At 69.8% G+C, this 19,317-nt stretch carries 16 protein-coding genes; 2 read left to right on the forward strand and 14 right to left on the reverse strand.

Going from position 1 to position 19,317, the window contains the following annotated elements; all coding sequences use genetic code 11:
• Nucleotides 1–61: 61 nt before the first annotated feature.
• The 10 genes from MNQ95_RS04985 to MNQ95_RS05030 form a co-directional block, all read right to left on the reverse strand.
• Nucleotides 62–1,870 (reverse strand): glycoside hydrolase family 2 protein, encoded by a 1,809-nt coding sequence (locus tag MNQ95_RS04985; RefSeq protein WP_241953985.1) that lies wholly within the window; start codon nucleotides 1,868–1,870, stop codon nucleotides 62–64.
• A gap of 226 nt (nucleotides 1,871–2,096) precedes the next feature.
• Nucleotides 2,097–3,020: a CsgG/HfaB family protein gene (locus MNQ95_RS04990; RefSeq protein WP_241954363.1), complete on the reverse strand. Its 924-nt coding sequence runs from the start codon at nucleotides 3,018–3,020 to the stop codon at nucleotides 2,097–2,099.
• A 247-nt stretch (nucleotides 3,021–3,267) separates the two neighbouring features.
• The gene (locus MNQ95_RS04995; RefSeq protein ID WP_425605709.1) at nucleotides 3,268–4,515 is read right to left on the reverse strand and encodes a D-alanyl-D-alanine carboxypeptidase family protein; all 1,248 of its coding nucleotides are present in this window, start codon (nucleotides 4,513–4,515) and stop codon (nucleotides 3,268–3,270) included.
• 121 nt (nucleotides 4,516–4,636) lie between these two features.
• Nucleotides 4,637–5,863 carry a septal ring lytic transglycosylase RlpA family protein gene (locus MNQ95_RS05000; protein WP_241953986.1) on the reverse strand — a complete coding sequence of 409 codons (1,227 nt, stop codon included), beginning with the start codon at nucleotides 5,861–5,863 and terminating at the stop codon, nucleotides 4,637–4,639.
• Nucleotides 5,860–6,981: a lytic murein transglycosylase B gene (gene mltB / locus MNQ95_RS05005; RefSeq protein ID WP_241953987.1), complete on the reverse strand. Its 1,122-nt coding sequence runs from the start codon at nucleotides 6,979–6,981 to the stop codon at nucleotides 5,860–5,862. The genes MNQ95_RS05000 and mltB overlap by 4 nt, the downstream gene beginning before the upstream one ends.
• A 73-nt stretch (nucleotides 6,982–7,054) precedes the next feature.
• Nucleotides 7,055–8,176 carry a rod shape-determining protein RodA gene (rodA, locus tag MNQ95_RS05010; RefSeq protein WP_162407929.1) on the reverse strand — a complete coding sequence of 374 codons (1,122 nt, stop codon included), beginning with the start codon at nucleotides 8,174–8,176 and terminating at the stop codon, nucleotides 7,055–7,057.
• Complete coding sequence (gene mrdA, locus MNQ95_RS05015) at nucleotides 8,173–10,395, reverse strand: penicillin-binding protein 2 (protein ID WP_241953988.1); 2,223 nt, start codon at nucleotides 10,393–10,395, stop codon at nucleotides 8,173–8,175. Before mrdA ends, rodA begins: the two co-directional genes overlap by 4 nt.
• 12 nt (nucleotides 10,396–10,407) lie before the next feature.
• Nucleotides 10,408–10,893: a rod shape-determining protein MreD gene (gene mreD, locus MNQ95_RS05020; protein WP_241953989.1), complete on the reverse strand. Its 486-nt coding sequence runs from the start codon at nucleotides 10,891–10,893 to the stop codon at nucleotides 10,408–10,410.
• Nucleotides 10,890–11,978: a rod shape-determining protein MreC gene (gene mreC, locus MNQ95_RS05025; RefSeq protein WP_241953990.1), complete on the reverse strand. Its 1,089-nt coding sequence runs from the start codon at nucleotides 11,976–11,978 to the stop codon at nucleotides 10,890–10,892. The genes mreD and mreC overlap by 4 nt, the downstream gene beginning before the upstream one ends.
• 100 nt (nucleotides 11,979–12,078) lie before the next feature.
• On the reverse strand, nucleotides 12,079–13,125 hold the full coding sequence (locus MNQ95_RS05030) for a rod shape-determining protein (RefSeq protein ID WP_162407933.1): 1,047 nt from the start codon (nucleotides 13,123–13,125) through the stop codon (nucleotides 12,079–12,081).
• Between the two features lie 323 nt (nucleotides 13,126–13,448).
• Between MNQ95_RS05030 and MNQ95_RS05035 the strand changes: the two genes are divergently transcribed.
• Nucleotides 13,449–14,381, forward strand: a complete 933-nt coding sequence (locus tag MNQ95_RS05035; RefSeq protein ID WP_241953991.1) for a carbohydrate kinase family protein — start codon at nucleotides 13,449–13,451, stop codon at nucleotides 14,379–14,381.
• Nucleotides 14,382–14,484: 103 nt separating this feature from the next.
• Here the strand turns inward: MNQ95_RS05035 and MNQ95_RS05040 are convergent, their stop codons facing one another.
• The 4 genes from MNQ95_RS05040 to ubiE form a co-directional block, all read right to left on the reverse strand.
• A complete protein-coding gene (locus tag MNQ95_RS05040; RefSeq protein WP_241953992.1) occupies nucleotides 14,485–14,757 on the reverse strand; it encodes a hypothetical protein in 273 nt (90 codons plus the stop codon).
• A gap of 24 nt (nucleotides 14,758–14,781) precedes the next feature.
• On the reverse strand, nucleotides 14,782–15,522 hold the full coding sequence (locus tag MNQ95_RS05045) for a hypothetical protein (RefSeq protein ID WP_241953993.1): 741 nt from the start codon (nucleotides 15,520–15,522) through the stop codon (nucleotides 14,782–14,784).
• A 73-nt stretch (nucleotides 15,523–15,595) separates the two neighbouring features.
• Nucleotides 15,596–17,596 carry a M1 family metallopeptidase gene (locus MNQ95_RS05050; RefSeq protein ID WP_241953994.1) on the reverse strand — a complete coding sequence of 667 codons (2,001 nt, stop codon included), beginning with the start codon at nucleotides 17,594–17,596 and terminating at the stop codon, nucleotides 15,596–15,598.
• A gap of 250 nt (nucleotides 17,597–17,846) precedes the next feature.
• Nucleotides 17,847–18,623 carry a bifunctional demethylmenaquinone methyltransferase/2-methoxy-6-polyprenyl-1,4-benzoquinol methylase UbiE gene (ubiE, locus tag MNQ95_RS05055; protein ID WP_241953995.1) on the reverse strand — a complete coding sequence of 259 codons (777 nt, stop codon included), beginning with the start codon at nucleotides 18,621–18,623 and terminating at the stop codon, nucleotides 17,847–17,849.
• Nucleotides 18,624–18,721: 98 nt separating this feature from the next.
• Here ubiE and MNQ95_RS05060 point away from each other — a divergent pair, with 98 nt between their 5' ends.
• Entirely contained in the window at nucleotides 18,722–19,174 is a 453-nt protein-coding gene (locus MNQ95_RS05060; protein WP_241953996.1) for a nucleoside deaminase, read from the forward strand.
• The last annotated feature ends 143 nt before the right edge of the window (nucleotides 19,175–19,317 follow it).

Consider the following 19,317-nt stretch of genomic DNA (forward strand, 5'->3'; position numbering starts at 1 on the left):
CAGGTGTGGAACGGGCCTGGCCGCGCTGGTTCGACACGCGGGCAGCAGGACAGGCCCCGCTCTACGGGGCCGAGCCGGCCCTGCCCCGGTAATAGTCGCGCAGGACGAAGAACGCCTTCTTCGGCACGCCCTTCTCCGACAGCACGCCCTTGCGGTTGTAGCCGTCCTGGAGGCCGGCCAGCGGCCGGCGCGGGGAACGGAAGTCGGTGAGGATCCACGGCGAGGTGCCGGCGAAGCCCTCGATCCCGTCGAGCATGCGCAGCGTCCTGCGGTACAGCTCCTCCTGGTATTCCTCGGTCCAGATCGCGCCGGCATCGCCATGCAGGCCGGACTTGGCATCGGCGCCGAATTCGCTGACGAACACCGGCTTGTCGTAGGGAATCTGCCAGCGCACCCGGTCGAGCTTGTCCAGCGAGCCGTCGTACCAGCCGATGTACTGGTTGAAGCTGACCAGGTCGACCAGCTCGGCCAGCGGATCCTCGACCACCGCCACGTCCGGGTCGTCGGTGCGGTAGTGCTTTTCCATCGCCGCGCTGAGCAGGCGACTGTCGTCCAGCGTGCGGGCGCGCGCGGCCAGGCGCGACAGGAAGCGGTTGCGCGCGTCGGACACCGGCGTCTCGTTGGCCAGCGACCAGACGATCACCGACGCGCGGTTGCGGTCGCGGCCGATCATCGCCTCCAGCTGGGCCTCGGCGTTGCGATAGGTGGCCTCGTTGGCCCAGTCGATGGTCCAGTAGACCGGGATCTCCGACCACACCAGCAGGCCCATCTCGTCGGCAAGCCGCGCCATGTGCTCGCTGTGCGGGTAATGGGCGAGGCGGACGAAGTTGGCGTCCAGCGATTTCGCCCAGTCGAGCAGCTGCCTCGCCTGCTTCGCATCGCGTACGCGGCCGCCGCCCTCGGCCGAGTATTCCTCGTGCACCGAGATGCCGCGCAGGAACAGCGGCTCGCCGTTGAGCAGGAGCTGCCTGCCGCGGGTGGAGATCGTGCGCAGGCCGACGCGATCGACCAGCGTGTCGGCCCCGCTGGCGATCTCCAGCCGGTAGAGCTGCGGATGCTCCGGTGACCACAGCTGCGCATCGGGCACCCGGAAGCGGAACGTGGCCTGGCCGTCGGCGTCGGCACGTACGACCTGGTGCACGCCCAGGTCCGGCATCGATACGCCGACCTTCTCGCCGCCACGCGCGCCGTCGAGCTGCACGCTTCCCTTTATCTCGCGGTCTTCAAGGGACGCCAACGTGAGGCGGTAGTCGCGCACGAACACCGCCGGCACCACCACCAGCTCGACCGGGCGCGTGATGCCGCCGTAGTTCCACCAGTCGGTATTGAGCGTGGGCACGCCGTCGGCGCGGCGCTTGTTGTCGACCTTCAGCACCAGCGAGTTGCCGCGCGCCTGCAACCGGTCGGTCACTTCGAAACGGAACGGGGTGAAGCCACCCTCGTGCACGCCGAGCTTCCTGCCGTTGAGGTAGACGTCGGCGCGGTAGTTCACCGCACCGAACTCCAGGAAAACCCGGTCGGAGGCCTTGCGCGCGGGCGCGTCGAACTTCCTGCGGTACCAGACGCTGCCTTCGTAGTAGTACAGCTTCGGGTCCTGCGTATTCCAGTCGCCCGGCACCTGCAGCGAGGCGGCGCGATCGAAGTCGTACTCGACCAGGTCGGTCGGCGAATCGGGCTTCGCGTCGCGGAAATACGCGCCCTTGGGCGGATCGGCCTGCTGGTCGAACGGCTGGTAGCGGTAGTTGTAGTAGCCGTTTTCGTAGGGATCGACGATGACCTTCCACTCGCCGTCCAGCGAGTGCTTGGCGCGCGTGTAGACCTGCATCGGCGCTTCGGCGGCGAGCGCGGGGACGCAGGCTGCTGCCCACATCAACACGAACCGGCATAGGCCGGATAGGCGGGATTTCACGACAGGACTCCCCCGGTGAATCGCCGCCGACGCGGCCACCGACCGGAGGATAACCCCGCGGTGACGGGTGCGCCGCGGCGCGACTCGCGCGCCCCCGCACGCACGGAAAAAAAAGGGGCGGCCGTTTCCAGCCGCCCCATGCGGGGTGCCGGCGCGCGGGATGCGCGGCCGGCAGGTGCCGTCGGGGTTACTTCGCCAGTTCGGTGAGGGTCGAGTTCACCCAGCCCCTGTTGCCGAGCTCGTCCTCGACTTCCCACATGAGCTGCTCCTTGTTGCCGGTCGGATACAGCAGCATGTCCGGATCCAGCGAGCGCACAGCCGCGCCCGAGCCATTGGCGTTGGCAAGCAGGCGGGCCGGCTTGGTCACCCGCAGGGCCTGGGTGGCATTGGCCGCCGAAGCGTTGTCCGGCAGGCCGCCGAGCTGGGCGATCAGGTCGGTGTAGGCCTGCAGGTAGGCCAACGTGACCACCTGGCCGATCTCGGTGTTCGCGTACGCGCCGGCACCGGCTGCACCGAACTCGGAACCGGTGAACAGGCGTCCGCTGGCACCCCAGCCGATATCGGTCTTCTTGGCGCTGCCCTCGGCCATGGCCACCTGTTCGGAAGAGCGCACGTCGGTGACGGTCAGGACCACGTCGGCGGTCTTCTTCTTGAAGTTCAGACCACCGATCATGGAACCGGCGTTGCCGCCGACCAGCCCGCCGATCAGGCCGCTGATGGCGCTGCCACCGGCGTTGGAGTTCTGCGAGATCAGGTCAGGGATCATCACGTAATCGGCGGCCTTGATCTGGCCCTTGCCGATGTTGGAACCACCGCGCAGGTCACCGGCGGCGGCGAGGCTGCGCTCGGACTGGGCGGCAGCCATGCCGGCGCCGCGGTCGACCAGGGTGAAGCAGCGCGACTTGTTGACGAACACCTTGATCAGCCTGGACGGTGCCGGCAATTGCTGGCCGCTCCACCAGTTCACCGAATCCTCCGGTTCGAACACCGAGATGCTGCCCAGCGGCTTGGCGCACACCGGAATCTCCGCGGTCTGCTGCTTGCGCTGGTCCTGCGCGCTCTGCCTCTGCGCCTCTGCCCGGCCGGAAGTCCCCATCAGCGCGACCATCATCCCGACGGCCAGCACCGCTACTTCTGAATTCCATTTACGCATCGATCGATATCTCCCTTTTTGATGGATAGTGCGACCGACGCGGATCCGTGCTTCCGCTCATGGAAGCAACCCCACGCTTCCACGCCGGTTCCGCGATGATAGACCACGCGCTAATCCCGCTTGTCGCGCGCGCGGATCCGGCGCCGAAAACGCAGACAGCCGGCTTGCGCCGGCTGTCTGGTATTCCATCGCGGAACGCTGGACCTCAGTCCGAATCCCACCACATCCAGAACGCATCCCACAGGCGCTTGAAGAAACCGCCCTCTTCCACCGCGGTGGTTGCCACCAGCGGCGCCTGGGCGATGACCTTGCCGTCCAGCGACACCTTCACCGTGCCGATCTCCTGGCCGGCGGCGACCGGCGCGACCAGCGACTTGGGCACTTCCATCGCCGGCTTCAGCTCCGGATAGCGGCCTCGCGGCACGCTGACCAGCAGCGGTTCGGCCACGCCCAGCTGTACCTGGTCGGCCTTGCCTTTCCACACCTTCAGCTGCGCCACCGGCTTGCCGGGTTCGTACAGCTTGTGGGTCTCGAAGAAGCGGAAGCCCCAGTTGAGCAGGGCCAGGCTGTCGTCGGCGCGCTGGCGCTCCGAGCTCGAGCCCATCACCACCGCGACCAGGCGCTGGTCGTCGCGCTTGGCCGAGCTCATCAGGCAGTAGCCGGCGCCGGAATGGTGGCCGGTCTTGATCCCGTCCACGCTCGGATCGCGCCACAGCAGCAGGTTGCGGTTGGGCTGGGTGATGCCGTTGACCGTGAATTCCTTGACGCTGTTGAACGCGTAGGTCTCCGGGTAGTCGCGGATGAAGGCACGGCCCAGCAAGGCCAGGTCGTGCGCGGTGCTGTAGTGCTCCGGCGCGGACAGGCCGTGCGCGTTGACGAAGTGGCTGTTCTTCATGCCGATCTTCGCCGCGTAGCTGTTCATCAGGTCGGCGAAGGCCTCCTGGGTGCCGGCGACGTGCTCGGCCAGCGCGATCGCGGCGTCGTTGCCCGACTGCACCGCCATGCCCTTTTCCATGTCGCGCAGCGGTGCGCGCTGGTTGACCGGGAAGCCGCTGAAACTGCCATCGGTGCGGGCGCCGCCCTCGCGCCAGGCGCGCTCGCTCATCAGCACCTGGTCGTCGGGCTTGACCTTGCCGGCGGCGGTTTCGGCGGCGATCACGTAGGCGGTCATCACCTTGGTGATGCTGGCCGGTTCCACGCGCGCGTCGGCGTTCTCGCCGGCCAGGACCTGGCCGGTGGCGTAGTCCATCAACAGCCAGGCGGTGGACTGGGCCGGCTTGGGCGCGCCGGGAATGGCGACCGCAGACGGCGTGGCCGCGGCGGGGGCAGGCTGGGGCGCAGGCGCCTGGGCCAGGGCCAGGCCGATCGAGAACGTCGTGGCCAGGGCGGCGGCGAACATACCCTTGGAGGGCAGGCCTCTGGCGGGCGCGCCGGCGGCAAAACGGAACTTCATGCGGATGGGGACTCCTGCATTGGCCGGCACGGTGGCCGGCGGGGCTGACAGCGATGGCGTCCGGAAGCGACGCCCGCGTGGAAGAGGGGAATTGTAAGCATGGTGCGCCGCGGGCGCCGGTTCATTCACGGACCAGCTGCGGCGTCCCGAATCCGAGACCGGCGATGCGGCCCGCAAGTTCCGTCGCATCGGTGGCGCCGGGCGCCACGCGCAGGCGCCAGAAGGTGCGGCCGCCGGCGACCACGTCATCCAGCCGTGCGCCGGGAATGCCTGCGGCCAGTAGGCGCTCCAGCGCGCGCCTGGCGTTGTCCAGGCTGGAGAAGCTGGCGACCTGCAGTTCCGGGCCGGTCGCGGCCGGGCTCGCCGCCGCGGCACCTGCCAGGGGCGCCGACCCGGCGGGCGCATACGATCCGGATTGCGATACCGGCAGCATCGCCATGGCCTGGCCTGGGCCGGCGGGCGTCGCAGGCACCACGGGCGCAGTTGCCGCCGCCACGCCGGATGCCGGTGCGCTGGCAGCCACGCCAGCCGTCGAAGGCAACGCTTGCACGAGCTGGTCCATGCCGGTCGCCGGCGTGGCCGGCGCGGTCGTGGCCACGTTCCGGGACGGTGCCGGATCGGCCCTGCGGGCAGGGGCTGCGGCGCGACGCGGCGCGTCGTCGTCGCCAGGCTGCAAAGCGCGGACCTCCACCCGACCGGTGCCGCGCGCCACGATTCCCAGCTTCACCGCCGCCGCGTAGCTCAGGTCGACCACGCGACCTTCGTGGAAGGGGCCGCGGTCGTTGACCCGCACCACCACCGACTCGCCGTTGTCCAGGTTGGTGACCCGGGCGAAGCTGGGAAGCGGCAAGGTCTTGTGCGCGGCGGTGAACGCGTACATGTCGTACACCTCCTGGTTGGAGGTGCGGCGCCCGTGGAACTTGGCGCCGTAGTACGACGCGGTGCCTTTTTCGACGTAGCCCTTCGGGTGGTCCAGCACGTAGTACTTCTTGCCCAGCACCGAGTACGGCGAACGGTTGCCGACCGCCGAGGGCGGTTCACTGGTCACCTGCGGCTCGGGAATGCAGGCCACGTTGGGTATGTAGGTCGGCGTGGTGTCGCTGACGCCCGGCTTGTACAGGCCGCCGGCGGTGTAATCGCCGCGGGTGGTCGGATCCTCCTGCGCCGCCGCATACGGCGAAGCGCCGGAGCAGCCGGCTGGAACGCCGGACGTGGGCTCCTTGGACACGGCCTTCGCGCCGGCGACCGGCTTTCCATGCGCGGTAGCGGGCTTCTTCGGTGCACTGCTGCAGGCGGCGAGCGCCAGTACCGCCAGGATCAGCATGCCCTGCGGCAGCCCGGCTTTCATGCCGGCGGGATCTCGCGGCCGGCAATCGCCTGCGACAGCTGGTACACGGCCATCGCGTACATCTTGGAGATGTTGTAGCGGGTGATGGCGTAATAGTTCTGGAAGCCGAGCCAGTACTGCGGGCCGGCGCTGCCTTCCAGCGACACCGGGGTGGCGGTCGCGCCGGCCGGCACCGGCTGCTGCGGCGTGTAGCCGCGCGCGGCCAGGTCGGCGAGCGTGTGGCTGGGGATCCAGTCTTCCGGATTGAACGGCTCGCGCCCGGGCGCCAGCGTCGCCGGTACCGCCACCGGGCCGCCACGGACCCAGCCGCCCTTCTTCACGAAATAGTTGGCGACCGAAGCGAAGACGTCGTCGAGGCTGCCGAACAGGTCGCGGCGACCGTCGCCGTCGCCGTCCACCGCGAACTCGCGATAGCTCGAAGGCATGAACTGGCCCAAGCCCATCGCCCCGGCGTAGCTGCCCTTGAGCGCGGCGATGTCCAGCTTCTCTTCCTTGCCCAGCGCGAACAGCTGCGCCAGTTCGTGGCGGAAGAACAACTCGCGCCGCACTTCGCGTTCGAGCTTGGCCGGATCGCCGCTACGGGGGTAGCGGAACGCCAGCGTGTACAGCGCATCGAGCACCGAGTAGCGGCCCGTGTTGCCGCCATAGCTGGTTTCCACGCCGATGATCGCCACGATCAGCTCGGCCGGCACGCCGGTCTGCGCCTGAACCTTCTCAAGCGCCTCGCGGTGTTCGGCCAGGAATGCGCGGCCGCCATCGATGCGCGCCTGGCTGATGAACATCGGCCGGTACTCGTGCCACGGCTTGACCCGTTCGGCGGGGCGCGACATCGCCGTGACCACGCTGTCCAGGAACGTGGCCCCGGCCAGGGTCGCTTCGATTTCCGCCGCTGGAACACCGAAACGCACGGACGTATCGCGCACGAAGTTGGCGCGCGCGGTCTCGAACGGGACCGGGGCGAGGTCGACCGGCGGCGCCTTGGGTTTCTCGGGGGCGGCCTCGGCAGGCGTGGCAGCCTTCGCGACGGGCGTGGAGGCCGGCGGCGAAACGAACGCCTCCTTCGGGATGCAGCCGAGGAGGGTGAGGGCCAACAGGCTGGCGAGTGCGTGTTTCGTCATCGTCGGGAGCCTAGCATGTGCCTGCAAAGGCACGGAACCTTCGCATTTTCGCAATCGCATCCAGCGCATGCGTTCAGCGGATTCCATGCACCGGCCGGTGCGTGCGCACCGCCATCACCAGGCCCAGTCCGGCCAGCAGCGATACCGCCGACGTGCCGCCGTAGCTGAGCAAAGGCATCGGCACGCCCACCACCGGCAGCAGGCCCGAAACCATGCCGCCGTTGACCAGCACGTAGACGAAGAACGCCAGGCCCAGCGCGCCCGCGAGCAGGCGCGAATAGGTGTCGCGCGCTTCGACCGCGATCCACAGGCAGCGCCCGACCACGAACAGGTACAGCGCCAGCACCGCGGCCACGCCGATCCAGCCGAACTCCTCGCTCAGCACCGCGAAGATGAAGTCGGTGGTCTGCTCGGGGATGAAATTCAGGTGCGCCTGGCTGCCCTCGCCCCAGCCCTTGCCGGTGAGGCCGCCCGAACCGATCGCGATCTTGGACTGGATGATGTTCCAGCCGGTGCCCAGCGGATCGCGCTCGGGCTCCATGAACGTGAGGATGCGGTCCTTCTGGTACGGGCGCAGGAGCCAGATCCATGCCACCGGCGCGACTGCCGCCACGCCACCGATGGCCACGCCCACCCACCACCACGGCAGGCCCGCCAGCAACAACGCGAACACGCCGCTGGCGGCGATCAGCATCGCGGTACCGAAATCCGGCTGCAGCAGGATCAGTCCGGTCGGTACCGCGACCAGCAAAGCGGCCACGAGCACGGTGTCGACGCGTGGAGGCAGCGGCCGCTTGTGCAGGTACCAGGCGACCATCATCGGCAGGGTGATCTTCAGCAGTTCCGACGGCTGCAGGTAGAACACGCCCAGGTCGAGCCAGTGCCGGCCATGCTTGCCGGTGCCCACCAGCAATACCGCGATCAGCGGCAGCAGCGACAACGCGTACACCGAGGGCGACCAGGCGCGCAGGCGGATCACCGATACCCGCGACAGGGCCCACATCGCCAGCAGGCCGACCGCGAACCGCGCGCCCTGCGCCTTGATCAGCGCCGGGCCGCTGCTGGCGCCGCCGGCGCTGTACAGCACCGCCAGGCCCATCGCCATCAGCGCCGCCAGCGCGAGCAGCAACGGCCAGTCCAGCGTGCGCGACACGCGCGCGCCCATGTCCAGCAGCCAGCGCAGGAAATCCCTCACCGGTCGTCCTCCGCATCCGGAGGCGGCGGTACCCGTGGTCCGGATGCGGGATCGGCGACCCGGGGCGAGGCCGCGGGCGCTTCCGCCGCGGAAACGCCACTTGCAGCCCTCACCGGGACCGCGTTGTGCAGGCGCGCCCAGTTGCCCAGGCTGTTGGCGGATGGATTGCGATCGCTCGCCAACGCCGGGGAGCGCTGCGCGCTGGCGGCGGATGGCGTCTCCACGTCCGCCACGCTCGACGGCGGGGTGGAGGATGCGCCCGCGCTGGCGGTCGCGGCAGGTGCCGGTACGGTGGACGGCGCCGTTGCCGGCGGACAATCCGCCGCTTCCCCGGCACACCCCGGCGCGTCCACGCCGTCGATCGGCTCCATCCCCGCAGGCAGCTTGCCCAGCAGCCAGGCATCGAAGATCGCCCGCGCGATCGGCGCGGCGGTGCTGCCACCGTAGCCGCCGCCTTCCACCGCCACGGCCACGGCGATCTGCGGATCGTCGGCCGGGGCGTAGCCGATGAACAGCGCGCGATGGCGCAGGTGCATCGGCAGGCTGCGCGGATCGACCGCGGCGGTGCCGCGGCGACTGACAACCTGCGCAGTGCCGGTCTTGCCGGCGATCCGGTACGGGATGCCCGTGCCGATCGCGCGCGCCGTGCCGCCGGGGCCATGCACGGTCATGACCATGCCCTCGCCCACCACCTGCAGGTCCGCCGGGCTGTCGCTGATCTGGCCCGGTGCCGGCTGCGGCAGCGGCGCCCAAGGCGCGTCGAAGCGGTCGCGGCGCGCGTCGACCAGGTGCGGACGGCGCAGGCGGCCGCCGTCGGCGAGCGCGCCGGTGCCGCGCACCATCTGCAGCGGCGTCACCTTCCAGTCGCCCTGGCCGATGCTGATGTTGACCGTGTCGCCCGGATACCAGCGCTCCTTGCGGTTCTTCAGCTTCCACGCCGGGCTGGGCAGGATGCCGGTGTTCTCGCCGGCAAGGTCGATCCCGCTGGGCTGGCCGAAGCCGTAACGGCCCAGGTATTCCTGGATGCGGCCGATACCCATGTCCAGCGCCAGCTGGTAGTAGTAGGTGTTGACCGAATCGGCGATCGACTTGCGCGCGTCGGTCCAGCCGTGGCCGCCGCGATGCGAGTCGCCCCAGCCGCGGCTGGTGCCGGGCAGGTGGAACATGCCGGTGGACAGGGTCCGGTCCTCCGGCTTGCGGATGCCGCTGTCCAGGCCAGCCAGCGCCAGGAACGGCTTGAGCGTGGAACCCGGGGCCACGCCGCCGAGCACGGCGCGGTTGAACTGCGGGCGCGAGGGGTTGTCCATCAGCGCGCGGTAATCGTCGTGCGAGATGCCGTTGACGAACAGGTTCGGATCGAAGCCCGGAAGGCTGACCAGCGCCAGGATCTCGCCGGTGCGCGGATCCATCGCCACCGCCGTGCCTTCCAGTTCGCCGAACGCGGCCACGGCGGCGCGCTGCAGTTCGGCGTCGATCGACAGGCGCAGGTCGGCGCCCGGTCGCGCCGGCACGCGGCCGACGGTCCGCAGCGCGCGGCCCTGCACGTTGGTCTCGATCTGCTCGTAGCCGACCTGGCCGCGCAGCATCTCCTCGTAGGAGCGCTCGATGCCGGTCTTGCCGATGTGGCTCAGCGCCGCGCCGCCGTCGCCGAGCTTGGCCAGATCGTCTTCATCGACCCGGCCGACGTAGCCGATCACGTGCGAAAACAGGTCGCCGTAGGGATAGTGCCGGGTCAGGTAGGGCTGCAGCTCGACGCCCGGGAAGCGCCAGCGGTTGACCGCGAAGGCGGCCATCTCCTCGTCGCTCAGGCGCAGCTTCAGGGTGACCGGCAGGAAACCGCGGCCGGACTTGCGCTCCTTGCGGAAGTGCGCGATCTCGTCCTCGCTGAGCGCAATCACCTGGCCCAGTTCGGACAGCAGCGCATCGAGGTCGCCGGCCTTGTCGGGGGTGACGTCGAGGCGGAACGCGGGCAGGTTCTCGGCCAGCAGCCGGCCCTGGCGGTCGTAGATCATGCCGCGCGCCGGCACCACCGGGCGCGGGCGGATCCGGTTGGCTTCCGAGCGCGTGGAATAGTCGGCGTGCTGCAGCACCTGCAGGCGGAAGTACCACGCGCCCAGGCCGACCAGCGCCAGCGCCACGGCAAGGAAGCCGAGCGCGGCGCGGCGGCGGAACTGCTCGGCTTCGGCGTGCGGGTTCTTGAACGGTCGACGGCTGCTCATGCTCGCGCCGGCTCAGTTGCCGCGCCGGCCCAGACGCAGCGCGTCCAGCAGCAGGAACAGCGGCGGCCACAGCACCACGCCCAGCAGCGGCGCCCACCAGTAGTTCCAGGGCAGGGCCGCCTGGCCCAGCGCCAGGTGGATGGCCGCGACCACGATGCGATCGTTGAGCAGGAGTGCACCAATGGCCAGCGCCTGCTGCGAAAGCGGGAAGAAGCGCAGTCGCGCGCGGAAGCGCTGCAGGATGAAGGCCATGATCACCAGGCGCAGGGCCTGTTCGCCGAGCAGTCCGCCGTAGGCGATGTCGGCGGCCAGGCCGACGGCGAACGCCAGGCCCAGCCCGGCGCGCGAGGGCGCCTCGATCACCCAGTAGGCCAGGACCAGCGCCAGCCAGTACGGACGCAGCGGCTGCAGCATCTCAGGCAGGGGCAGCAGGCCGAGCAGCAGGGCCACGAACAGGCTCGCCGGCAGGATCCAACCCCCGTCGCGCAGGCGGCTCATCGTCGCGGCTCCGATGGTGCGGGCCCGGCGGGCACGGCTTCGGCGGACGCCGGAGCGACCCGCGGGGTCCGTGCCGCGCCTGCACCGGTGGGCGATGCGGCCCCGCCTGGCGCCGCCGCGGGCGCGTTGGGCGTGGCGACCACGCCAGCCGCGGAAGACCGCATCGCAGCGGCTCCATCCAGCGCCGTCGGCGCCGCCGCCGGTCCCCCGGCGGCCGGCAGGTCCGGATCGGCCGGGGTCGCGGGCGGCAACGTGCCGACCCGCAGCAGCAGCACGTCGCGGCCCCGGTCCAGCTGTGCCGCCGGCGAGAGCTCGCCGACCAGGAAGGCCTGGCTTTCGTCCGGGCGCAGCGCGGTGATCGTGGCGACCGGGAACCCCGCCGGGAACCGCCCGCCCAGTCCCGACGTCACCAGCACGTCGCCGACCTGCACGTCGCGGTTCAATGGCACGTCGCGCAGCTCGAGCCGGTCGCCGCCGCCATAGGCGATCAGGCGGACCCCATTGCGCGCGATCATCACCGGCACCGCATGGTCGGGGTCGGTCAGCAGCAGCACGGTCGACTGCATCGGGGTGACTCCGACCACCTGCCCGAGCAGGCCGCCGGCATCGATCACCGCCTGGCCGATGCTCACGCCCTGGCGGCTGCCTGCGGCCAGCACGAGCCGCTGCCGCGACGGTTCCAGGTCGATGTTCAGGATCGGCACCAGCTGTACGTCCAGGCCGCCGCGTTCGGCGACGCCGAGCAGGCCGCGCAGCTGCGCATTGTCCAGGGCGGCGTTGCGCAGCCGGGTCAGGCGTGCGTTGGCCAGCAGCAGGTCGTTGCGCAGCTGCCGGTTCTCCTCGAGCAGGGCACCACGCGAGGCCAGGCCTTCCTTCAGGCCGCCACCGACGCGCCCCGGCAGGCCGGCCAGCGCCCAGACCGGCTGGGCGACCAGGTCGGCCTGCGCGCGCAGCTGGCGCAGCCAGCCGCCACGGTGGTCGAGCACCAGCAACGTAGTGGCCAGGGCGAGATAGGCCAACAGCCGCAGCGTTCCGGCGGTGTCACCAGGGCGGGCAGCAGCGGCAGGTCCGGAATAGGACGACACGGAAGGCGTTCGGCGGTCGCGGCGGCAATGGGCAAGTATGGCGGCGGACGCGTGCACTGTGACAGGCCGCGCCGCCGCGGCCCGTCCACGCGTGCCCGGATCAGTCCGGCGCGAAGAACTCGTTGCCGTGCATGTCGACCAGCTCCAGCGCGCGGCCACCACCTCGCGCCACGCAGGTCAGCGGATCGTCGGCCACCTGCACGTGCAGGCCGGTCTCCTCGCCGATCAGCTTGTCCAGGTCGCGCAGCAGGGCGCCGCCGCCGGTCAGCACGATGCCGCGCTCGGCCACGTCGGCGCACAGCTCCGGCGGGGTCTGCTCCAGCGCCAGCCGCACCGCGGAAACAATCCCCGACAGCGGCTCGTGCAGCGCTTCAAGCACTTCGTTGGAGTTGATCTTGATCATCTTCGGCACGCCCTCGGCGAGGTTGCGCCCGGAGATCTCCATCTCGTGGACCACCGCCTGCGGGTAGGCACAGCCCAGCTCGACCTTGATCCGCTCGGCGGTGGCCTCGCCGATCAGCATGCCGTGGTTGCGGCGCACGTAGTTGGTGATCGCCTCGTCGAAGCGGTCGCCGCCGATGCGGACCGAGGCCGAATAGACGATGCCGTTCAGCGAGATGACCGCCACCTCGGTGGTGCCGCCGCCGATGTCGATGACCATCGAGCCACGGGCCTCCGACACCGGCATGCCCGCGCCGATCGCGGCGGCCATCGGCTCCTCGATCAGGTACACGTCGCGGGCGCCCGCCTCTTCGGCCGACTCCTTGATCGCGCGGCGCTCGACCTGGGTCGAACCGGCCGGCACGCAGACCAGAACGCGCGGGCTCGGGCGCAGGAAGCGCGACTTGTGCACCTTCTTGATGAAGTGCTTGAGCATCGCCTCGGTGTAGGTGAAGTCGGCGATCACGCCGTCCTTCATCGGGCGGATGGTGGTGATGTTGCCGGGGGTGCGGCCGAGCATCTGCTTGGCTTCCGCGCCGACTGCCGCGACCGAGCGGGTACCGCCGATGGCGCGGTCCTGGCGCACGGCGACCACCGAGGGCTCGTTCAGCACGATGCCCTGGCCACGCACGTAGATCAGGGTGTTGGCCGTGCCCAGATCGATGGACAGGTCGTTGGAGAACATGCCACGGAGCTTCTTGAACATCGGGAGGGGCGGTCCTGGGGCTGGCGGAGAGGGCCCGGCACCCGTCGCGCGGGGGATGGCGACGGTGGCGAAAATTTGGGCAGGCGTTCTGGCAAAACGCGGTCGGTTAGCCTAGCAACGGGACCGGGCGCGGGCAAGGAACTCCACGACGGAAAAGGCGGTTTTCGCTACGCTCTTCAGGCGGCGGTCGGGCCCCGTCGCGCGATTCCGGGCTGGCCGTGCCGGGACGCAGCCGGTAACCTTTGCGCCGCGGCGCGTCCGGTCCCGGACGCACCCGCCGCACCCCGCCTCGCCCGCCACCGGGCCTCCCGAGCAGCCAGCCGATGTCCACCCTGATCTGTGGTTCCCTTGCCTACGACACCATCATGGTGTTCCCGGACCAGTTCAAGAACCACATCCTGCCGGACAAGGTCCACATCCTGAACGTGTCGTTCCTGGTGCCGCGGATGCGCCGCGAATTCGGCGGCTGCGCCGGCAACATCGCCTACAACCTGCACCTGCTGGGCGGAAAGCCCGTCCCGATGGGCACCGTGGGCTCGGACTTCGGGCCGTACCGCGAGCATTTCCAGGCGCTGGGCATCGACCTGTCGCAGGTCAAGGTGATCGAGGAGCTGTTCACCCCGCAGGCGTTCATCACCACCGACCACGACAACAACCAGATCACCGCCTTCCATCCCGGCGCGATGATGCGTTCCTACGAGAACCACGTGCGCGACGTGCCCGGCATCACCCTGGGCCTGGTCGGGCCGGACGGGCGCGAGGGCATGCTGCAGAACGCGGTCGAGTTCAAGGAGATGGGCGTGCCGTTCATCTTCGACCCGGGCCAGGCGATGCCGCTGTTCAACGGCCAGGAGCTGCGCGACTTCATCGAGCAGGCCGATTACGTCGTGGTCAACGACTACGAATCCAACCTGCTGCAGGAACGCACCGGCTGGACCGACCGCGAGATCGTCTCGCGCGTCCAGGCCTACATCACCACCCAGGGCCCCAAGGGCGCGCTGGTGCACACGCCCGAGAAGACCTACGACATCCCGCCGGCGCACGAGCGCCGCGTGGTCGACCCGACCGGCTGCGGCGATGCGTTCCGTGCCGGCCTGATCCTGGGCATCGAGAAGGGCTACGACTGGCTGACCATCGGCCGCATGGGCAACCTGATGGGCGCCCTCAAGGTCGAACACCCCGGCACGCAGAACCAGCGCTTCGATTTCGACGGGTTCAACGACGAGTTCAAGCAGCAGTTCGGCTACGCGCTGTAACCGGGGAACCCGCCCGCGCCATCGCGGGCACGGGCCATGACACCGGCGCGCCGGTCAATGCCGCGACCAGTGGCTGCGACGCCCCGCTCCACCTGGATCCGCCCTACCCGGCGGCTTCGGCATGCTCCGCTTCGGCTCCGGTGTCGTACCCGGCCGACGCACGCTCCAGCCATGCCGGCAGGTCCCTGCGGCGCACGCCCTGGCGACGCGCGCATGCGAGCTGCCCGAGCATCCAGTCTCGCTTCAGCGGGTCATCCCCACCGAACGACAACGCCAGGTCGCGATCCATCCAGCGCCGGATCAGCACGAACAGCACCACGTGCAACGCGATGGCCAGCGTACTGACCACCGCCACGACCACGTAATCGGCGTTCACCACGGGCGCGCCGTGAGCCCTGGCTCAGTCCCAGCCCGGCATCTGGCTGCCGTCCAGGCCGCCGACGTCGAACACCGCGGTGCGGGTGCCGCCGGCCTTGACAGGAAATTCGATCGACACGCGCTGCGCCTTGCGCATCTGCTTCCACAGGCCGCGGTAGTCCTCGATGAACATGGCGATGGCCTCGTCGGTCTTCGGGCGCCAGGCGGACATGGCTTTCGCCGCGCCGTCGTCGAACGCCACCTTGACCTTGCAGCCGCCGTAGCAGTCGAAATCGCCGCCCTCCAGGACCAGGTAGGCGCTGCGCTTCCATTCCGGATGGTCGCGGATGACCAGCTGCACCGTCGCCGGCGCGCTGCCGCCGGTATCGAGCGCCTCGGTGCTGAAGATCGCCGCCGAACGCTGCTCGCCCTTGCCTGCGGCGACGCGTGCGTAGTTCCAGAGCGCGGCCATGCGGCGCTGCTCGCGCGCGGCCTCGGCCTTGGCGGTGACGTCGGCCAGGTCGGGCTCGACCGCCGAAGCGGCGTCGGTTGCGGGGTACTGCGCAAGCAGCGCGGCGCCATGCACGCGTGCCAGCTCCCAGTTGCCGGCCGTGATCGCAGCGTCGTACTCGCGCTGCAGCTGCGCCGCCGCCTGTTCCTTGGCCTGCGCCTCGGCGGCGGCCTGGGCCTGGCGCTGGGCTTCGCGGTCGGTGCAGGCCGTGCCGACGAGGACGCATGCCCCCAGCAGCACGGCGATCGCCAGGCGGGATGGAATCGGGTTCATGGCCGGGCTCCTTGCGTGCGCGGTGTTCGGATACGGAAGTAAAAACGCGCCGGCAAAGCCGGCGCGTCGGGTGTTACTGCTGCGGCGGCTGTTCGGCCTGCGGCTGCACCGGTACTTCTGCCGGTGCTGGTGCTGGCGGCGCTGCCGGTACGGCGGCGGCACTGGCCTTGGCCAGCACCGCCTCCACCGAGGCGGTGGTGATCGGGTGGTAGCCCGGGCGGGCGCGCTCGAACACTTCTTGGGCGAAAGCCAGTCCGTCGGGCGTTTTCACCAGCTCCTCGTAGATCGGCATGATCAGCTTGCGCCGGCCGACGCGCTCGATGAACTCGCCCGCGGCCGGGCGCGCTTCCAGGTAGCCGCTGCGCAGCGCCAGCGGATACCAGCGCATCGCGATCTCGCCGTTGCCGGTGCCACTGAACTTGTAGGCCGCATCGAGCTGGGCCAGCTGCTCGGGCTTGAGCGTGGCGCCCATGCCTTCCAGGAAATGCACCCAGGCCTGCGTGCCCCACTCGCTGCTGATCTGCGGGTTGGGCAGCTGCGCGCTGCCGCGCCAGGCGATCCGCGCGGTGTCGACGTTGGAGAACGTGCGCGACTGCGCGGTCGGCGCGAACGCCGGGATGCCGGGCTGGTTGAGCCACGCATCCAGTTCGTCCTCGCGCACCGCGTTGGGGTTCTTCGGCAGCAGGTTCTTCTTCAGGTAGGCGATGAACTGGTCGCTGTCCGCGCTCTGGAAGGCATGGTCGTCGAACCAGCCGCGCAGGAACGGATCGAATACCTCGCGGCCGAAGCGTTGCTCCAGGAACTGCAGGAACCAGGCGCCCTTGACGTAGGCCACCTCGCTCAGCGCCTCGTCCGGGTCGCGCTCGCCCAGCGGCGGCAGCACCAGCGCCTGGTTGGCCGGGCTCATGCCGACCAGGTCGGCCTTCAGCCCGGCCTGGTCGATCTGGCGCTCCATGTTCGCCATCTCCTCGCCGTACAGCGACTCGGTGATCCGGCCCTGCACGTAGGTGGTGAAGCCCTCGTTGAGCCAGATGTCCTTCCAGCTGGCGTTGGTCACCAGGTTGCCGGACCAGCTGTGCGCCAGCTCATGGGCGATCAGCGAGACCAGCGACTTGTCGCCGACGATCACGGTCGGGGTGATGAAGCTCAGGCGCGGATTCTCCATGCCGCCGAACGGGAACGACGGCGGCAGCACCAGCATGTCGTAGCGCTCCCAGCGGTAGGGGCCGTAGAGCTGCTCGGTGGCGACGATCATCTGCTCGGTGTCGGCGAACTCGGCGGTGGCGCGATCGACCATCGCCGGCTCGGCCCACACGCCGCTGCGCCCGGAGATCGGCTTGAACACCAGGTCGCCGGCGGCGATGGCAAGCAGGTACGAGGGGATCGGCTGCGGCATCTTGAACGTGTACTGGCCGTCGCGCACCGCCGCCGGGTCGTTGTCGGCGCTCATCAGCACCATCACGTCGGGCCGGGTGTTGACCGTCGCGCTGTAGGTGAAGCGCACGCTCGGCGTGTCCTGCAGCGGCACCCAGCTGCGCGCGTGGATGGCCTGCGACTGGCTGAACATGAAGGGCAGCTGCTTGCCCTCGGTCATCGACGGCTCCAGCCACTGCAGGCCCGAGGCGGTCGGCGCGGTGTGGTAGGTGACGCGGACCTGCGGGTTGCGCTGCGGCGACTCGATGGTCAGCTTGCTGCCGAACACCGGATCGGCATCGGCCAGGGCGAACTGCAGCGGCGCCCAGGTGCCGTCGGCCTGGCCTTCGACTTTCTGGATGGTCAGCTCGCGGGTGTCGAGCACCAGCTGCGTGGCCTTGGGGTCGGTCCAGTCCAGGGTATAGGTGGCGGTGCCGGCCAGCTGCTTCTGGTCGAAGTCCAGCTTCAGGTCCAGGGCCAGGTCGGTGATCCGGACCCGGTCCGGCTCGGCGAAGGAATTCTCATCGTGGCGGCGCGAGGAGGCCGCGGCTTCCTTGGCGGGGCTGGCAGCGGGCTGGGCATCGGCCGGGCCGGCCTTGTCGCCGGAGCAGCCACTGGCGACCGCGACCATGGCGAGGGAAAACAGGAGGGAAAGGCGCATGCGGGCACGGAGCCTGGATCTGGGGAAGTGCGCAGTTTAACCGCGCCATGCGCTGGCCGGCCGCGGCGGGCCACGAATCGGGCTTGGCCAACACGAAAATGAACAGTCGCAGCACGCCCCGCTGTTGTAGGAGCGGGCATGACCGCGACCCGACGCCGCCAGGCAGGCCTGCGCCCTCGCTACCCCGAAGTCCCGGTCGCGGTCATGCCCGCTCCTACGAATCTTCGCCGTACCACCGCCGCACGCGGTCTCAGACCTTGTAGCCGGTATGCACGGCCACTATCCCGCCACTCAGGTTGAGGTGGCCGCAGCGCGACAGGCCAGCCTCTTCCATCATCGCCTGCAGCTGCGCCTGCGGCGGGTGCTTGCGGATGCTCTCGGCCAGATACTGGTAGCTGTCGGGATCGCCGGCGAACAGGCTGCCCAGCTTCGGCAGCACCTTGAACGAGTGGAAGTCGTACAGCGGCTTGAACCACTCGGCTTTCACCTCGGAGAACTCCAACACCCGCGCCTGGCCGCCCACGCGCAGCACGCGCGCGATCTCGCGCAGCGCGGCGTCCTTGTCGGTGACGTTGCGCAGGCCGAAGGCCATGGTCACCAGGTCGAAGCTGGCGTCCGGGAACGGCAGCTTCTCGGCGTTGCACTGCACGTATTCCAGGCCGGCGACCAGGCCGCGGTCGGTCAGCCGGTCGCGGCCGACCGAAAGCATGCCGGCGTTGATGTCGCCCAGCACAATGCTGCCGGTGTCGCCCACGCGCGGCTTGAGCAGCGCGGCGATATCGCCGGTGCCGCCGGCCAGGTCCAGCACGCGGTCGCCCGGCTTCACCTGGCAGGTCGCGGTGAAATAGCGCTTCCAGACCCGGTGGACGCCCAGGCTCATCAGGTCGTTCATCAGGTCGTACTTGCCGGCGACCGAGGTGAACACCTCGCCGACCAGCTTCTGCTTGTCGCCGGCGGGAACGTCGCGGAAACCGAAATGGGTGGTGCCGGTTTCGTACGGGGAAGGCTTGTCGTGGGCGTGGCTCATGCGCCGATTATGGCACCGGCGCCGCGGCGGCGCCGGACAGGCGATGCAATGCCCGAGTCGAACCGGCAGACTGGCGGCCTTCCCACCACGTCGCCGCCATGACCACTCCCGACTATCGCGCCATGCTCGCCGTCGCCGTCGAAGAGGCCCGCCTGGGCCTGTCCGAAGGCGGCATCCCCATCGGCGCGGCCCTGTTTTCGCGCGACGGCACCCTGCTCGGCCGCGGCCACAACCGCCGCGTGCAGGAAGACGATCCCTCGGTGCACGGCGAAACCGACGCGTTCCGCAAGGCGGGACGGCAGCGTTCCTATCGCGACACGATCATGGTCACCACGCTGTCGCCGTGCTGGTACTGCAGCGGACTGGTGCGCCAGTTCGGCATCGGCACGGTGGTGATGGGCGAATCGGCCAACTTCTGCGGCGGCCACGACTGGCTGCGCGAGCATGGCGTCGAAGTGGTCGACCTGGCCGATCCGGAGTGCATCGCCATGCTCGGCGACTGGATCGCCGCCAATCCGGGGGTGTGGCACGAGGATATCGGCGAGGACTAGGCTGGGGGCCGCCGCGGGGGATACGGCGCGTTTCCGATGAGATCTGCCGGCCCGTGCCAACGGTCCGACTGCACGCCCTTCCATCGACCGGTTTCTCCAGCAACACCGTACGCACGCGCTCCACCTCCCTTCGCACCACGCCT

This window comes from Pseudoxanthomonas daejeonensis (assembly GCF_022637495.1).
Classification (GTDB): Bacteria; Pseudomonadota; Gammaproteobacteria; order Xanthomonadales; family Xanthomonadaceae; genus Pseudoxanthomonas; species Pseudoxanthomonas daejeonensis.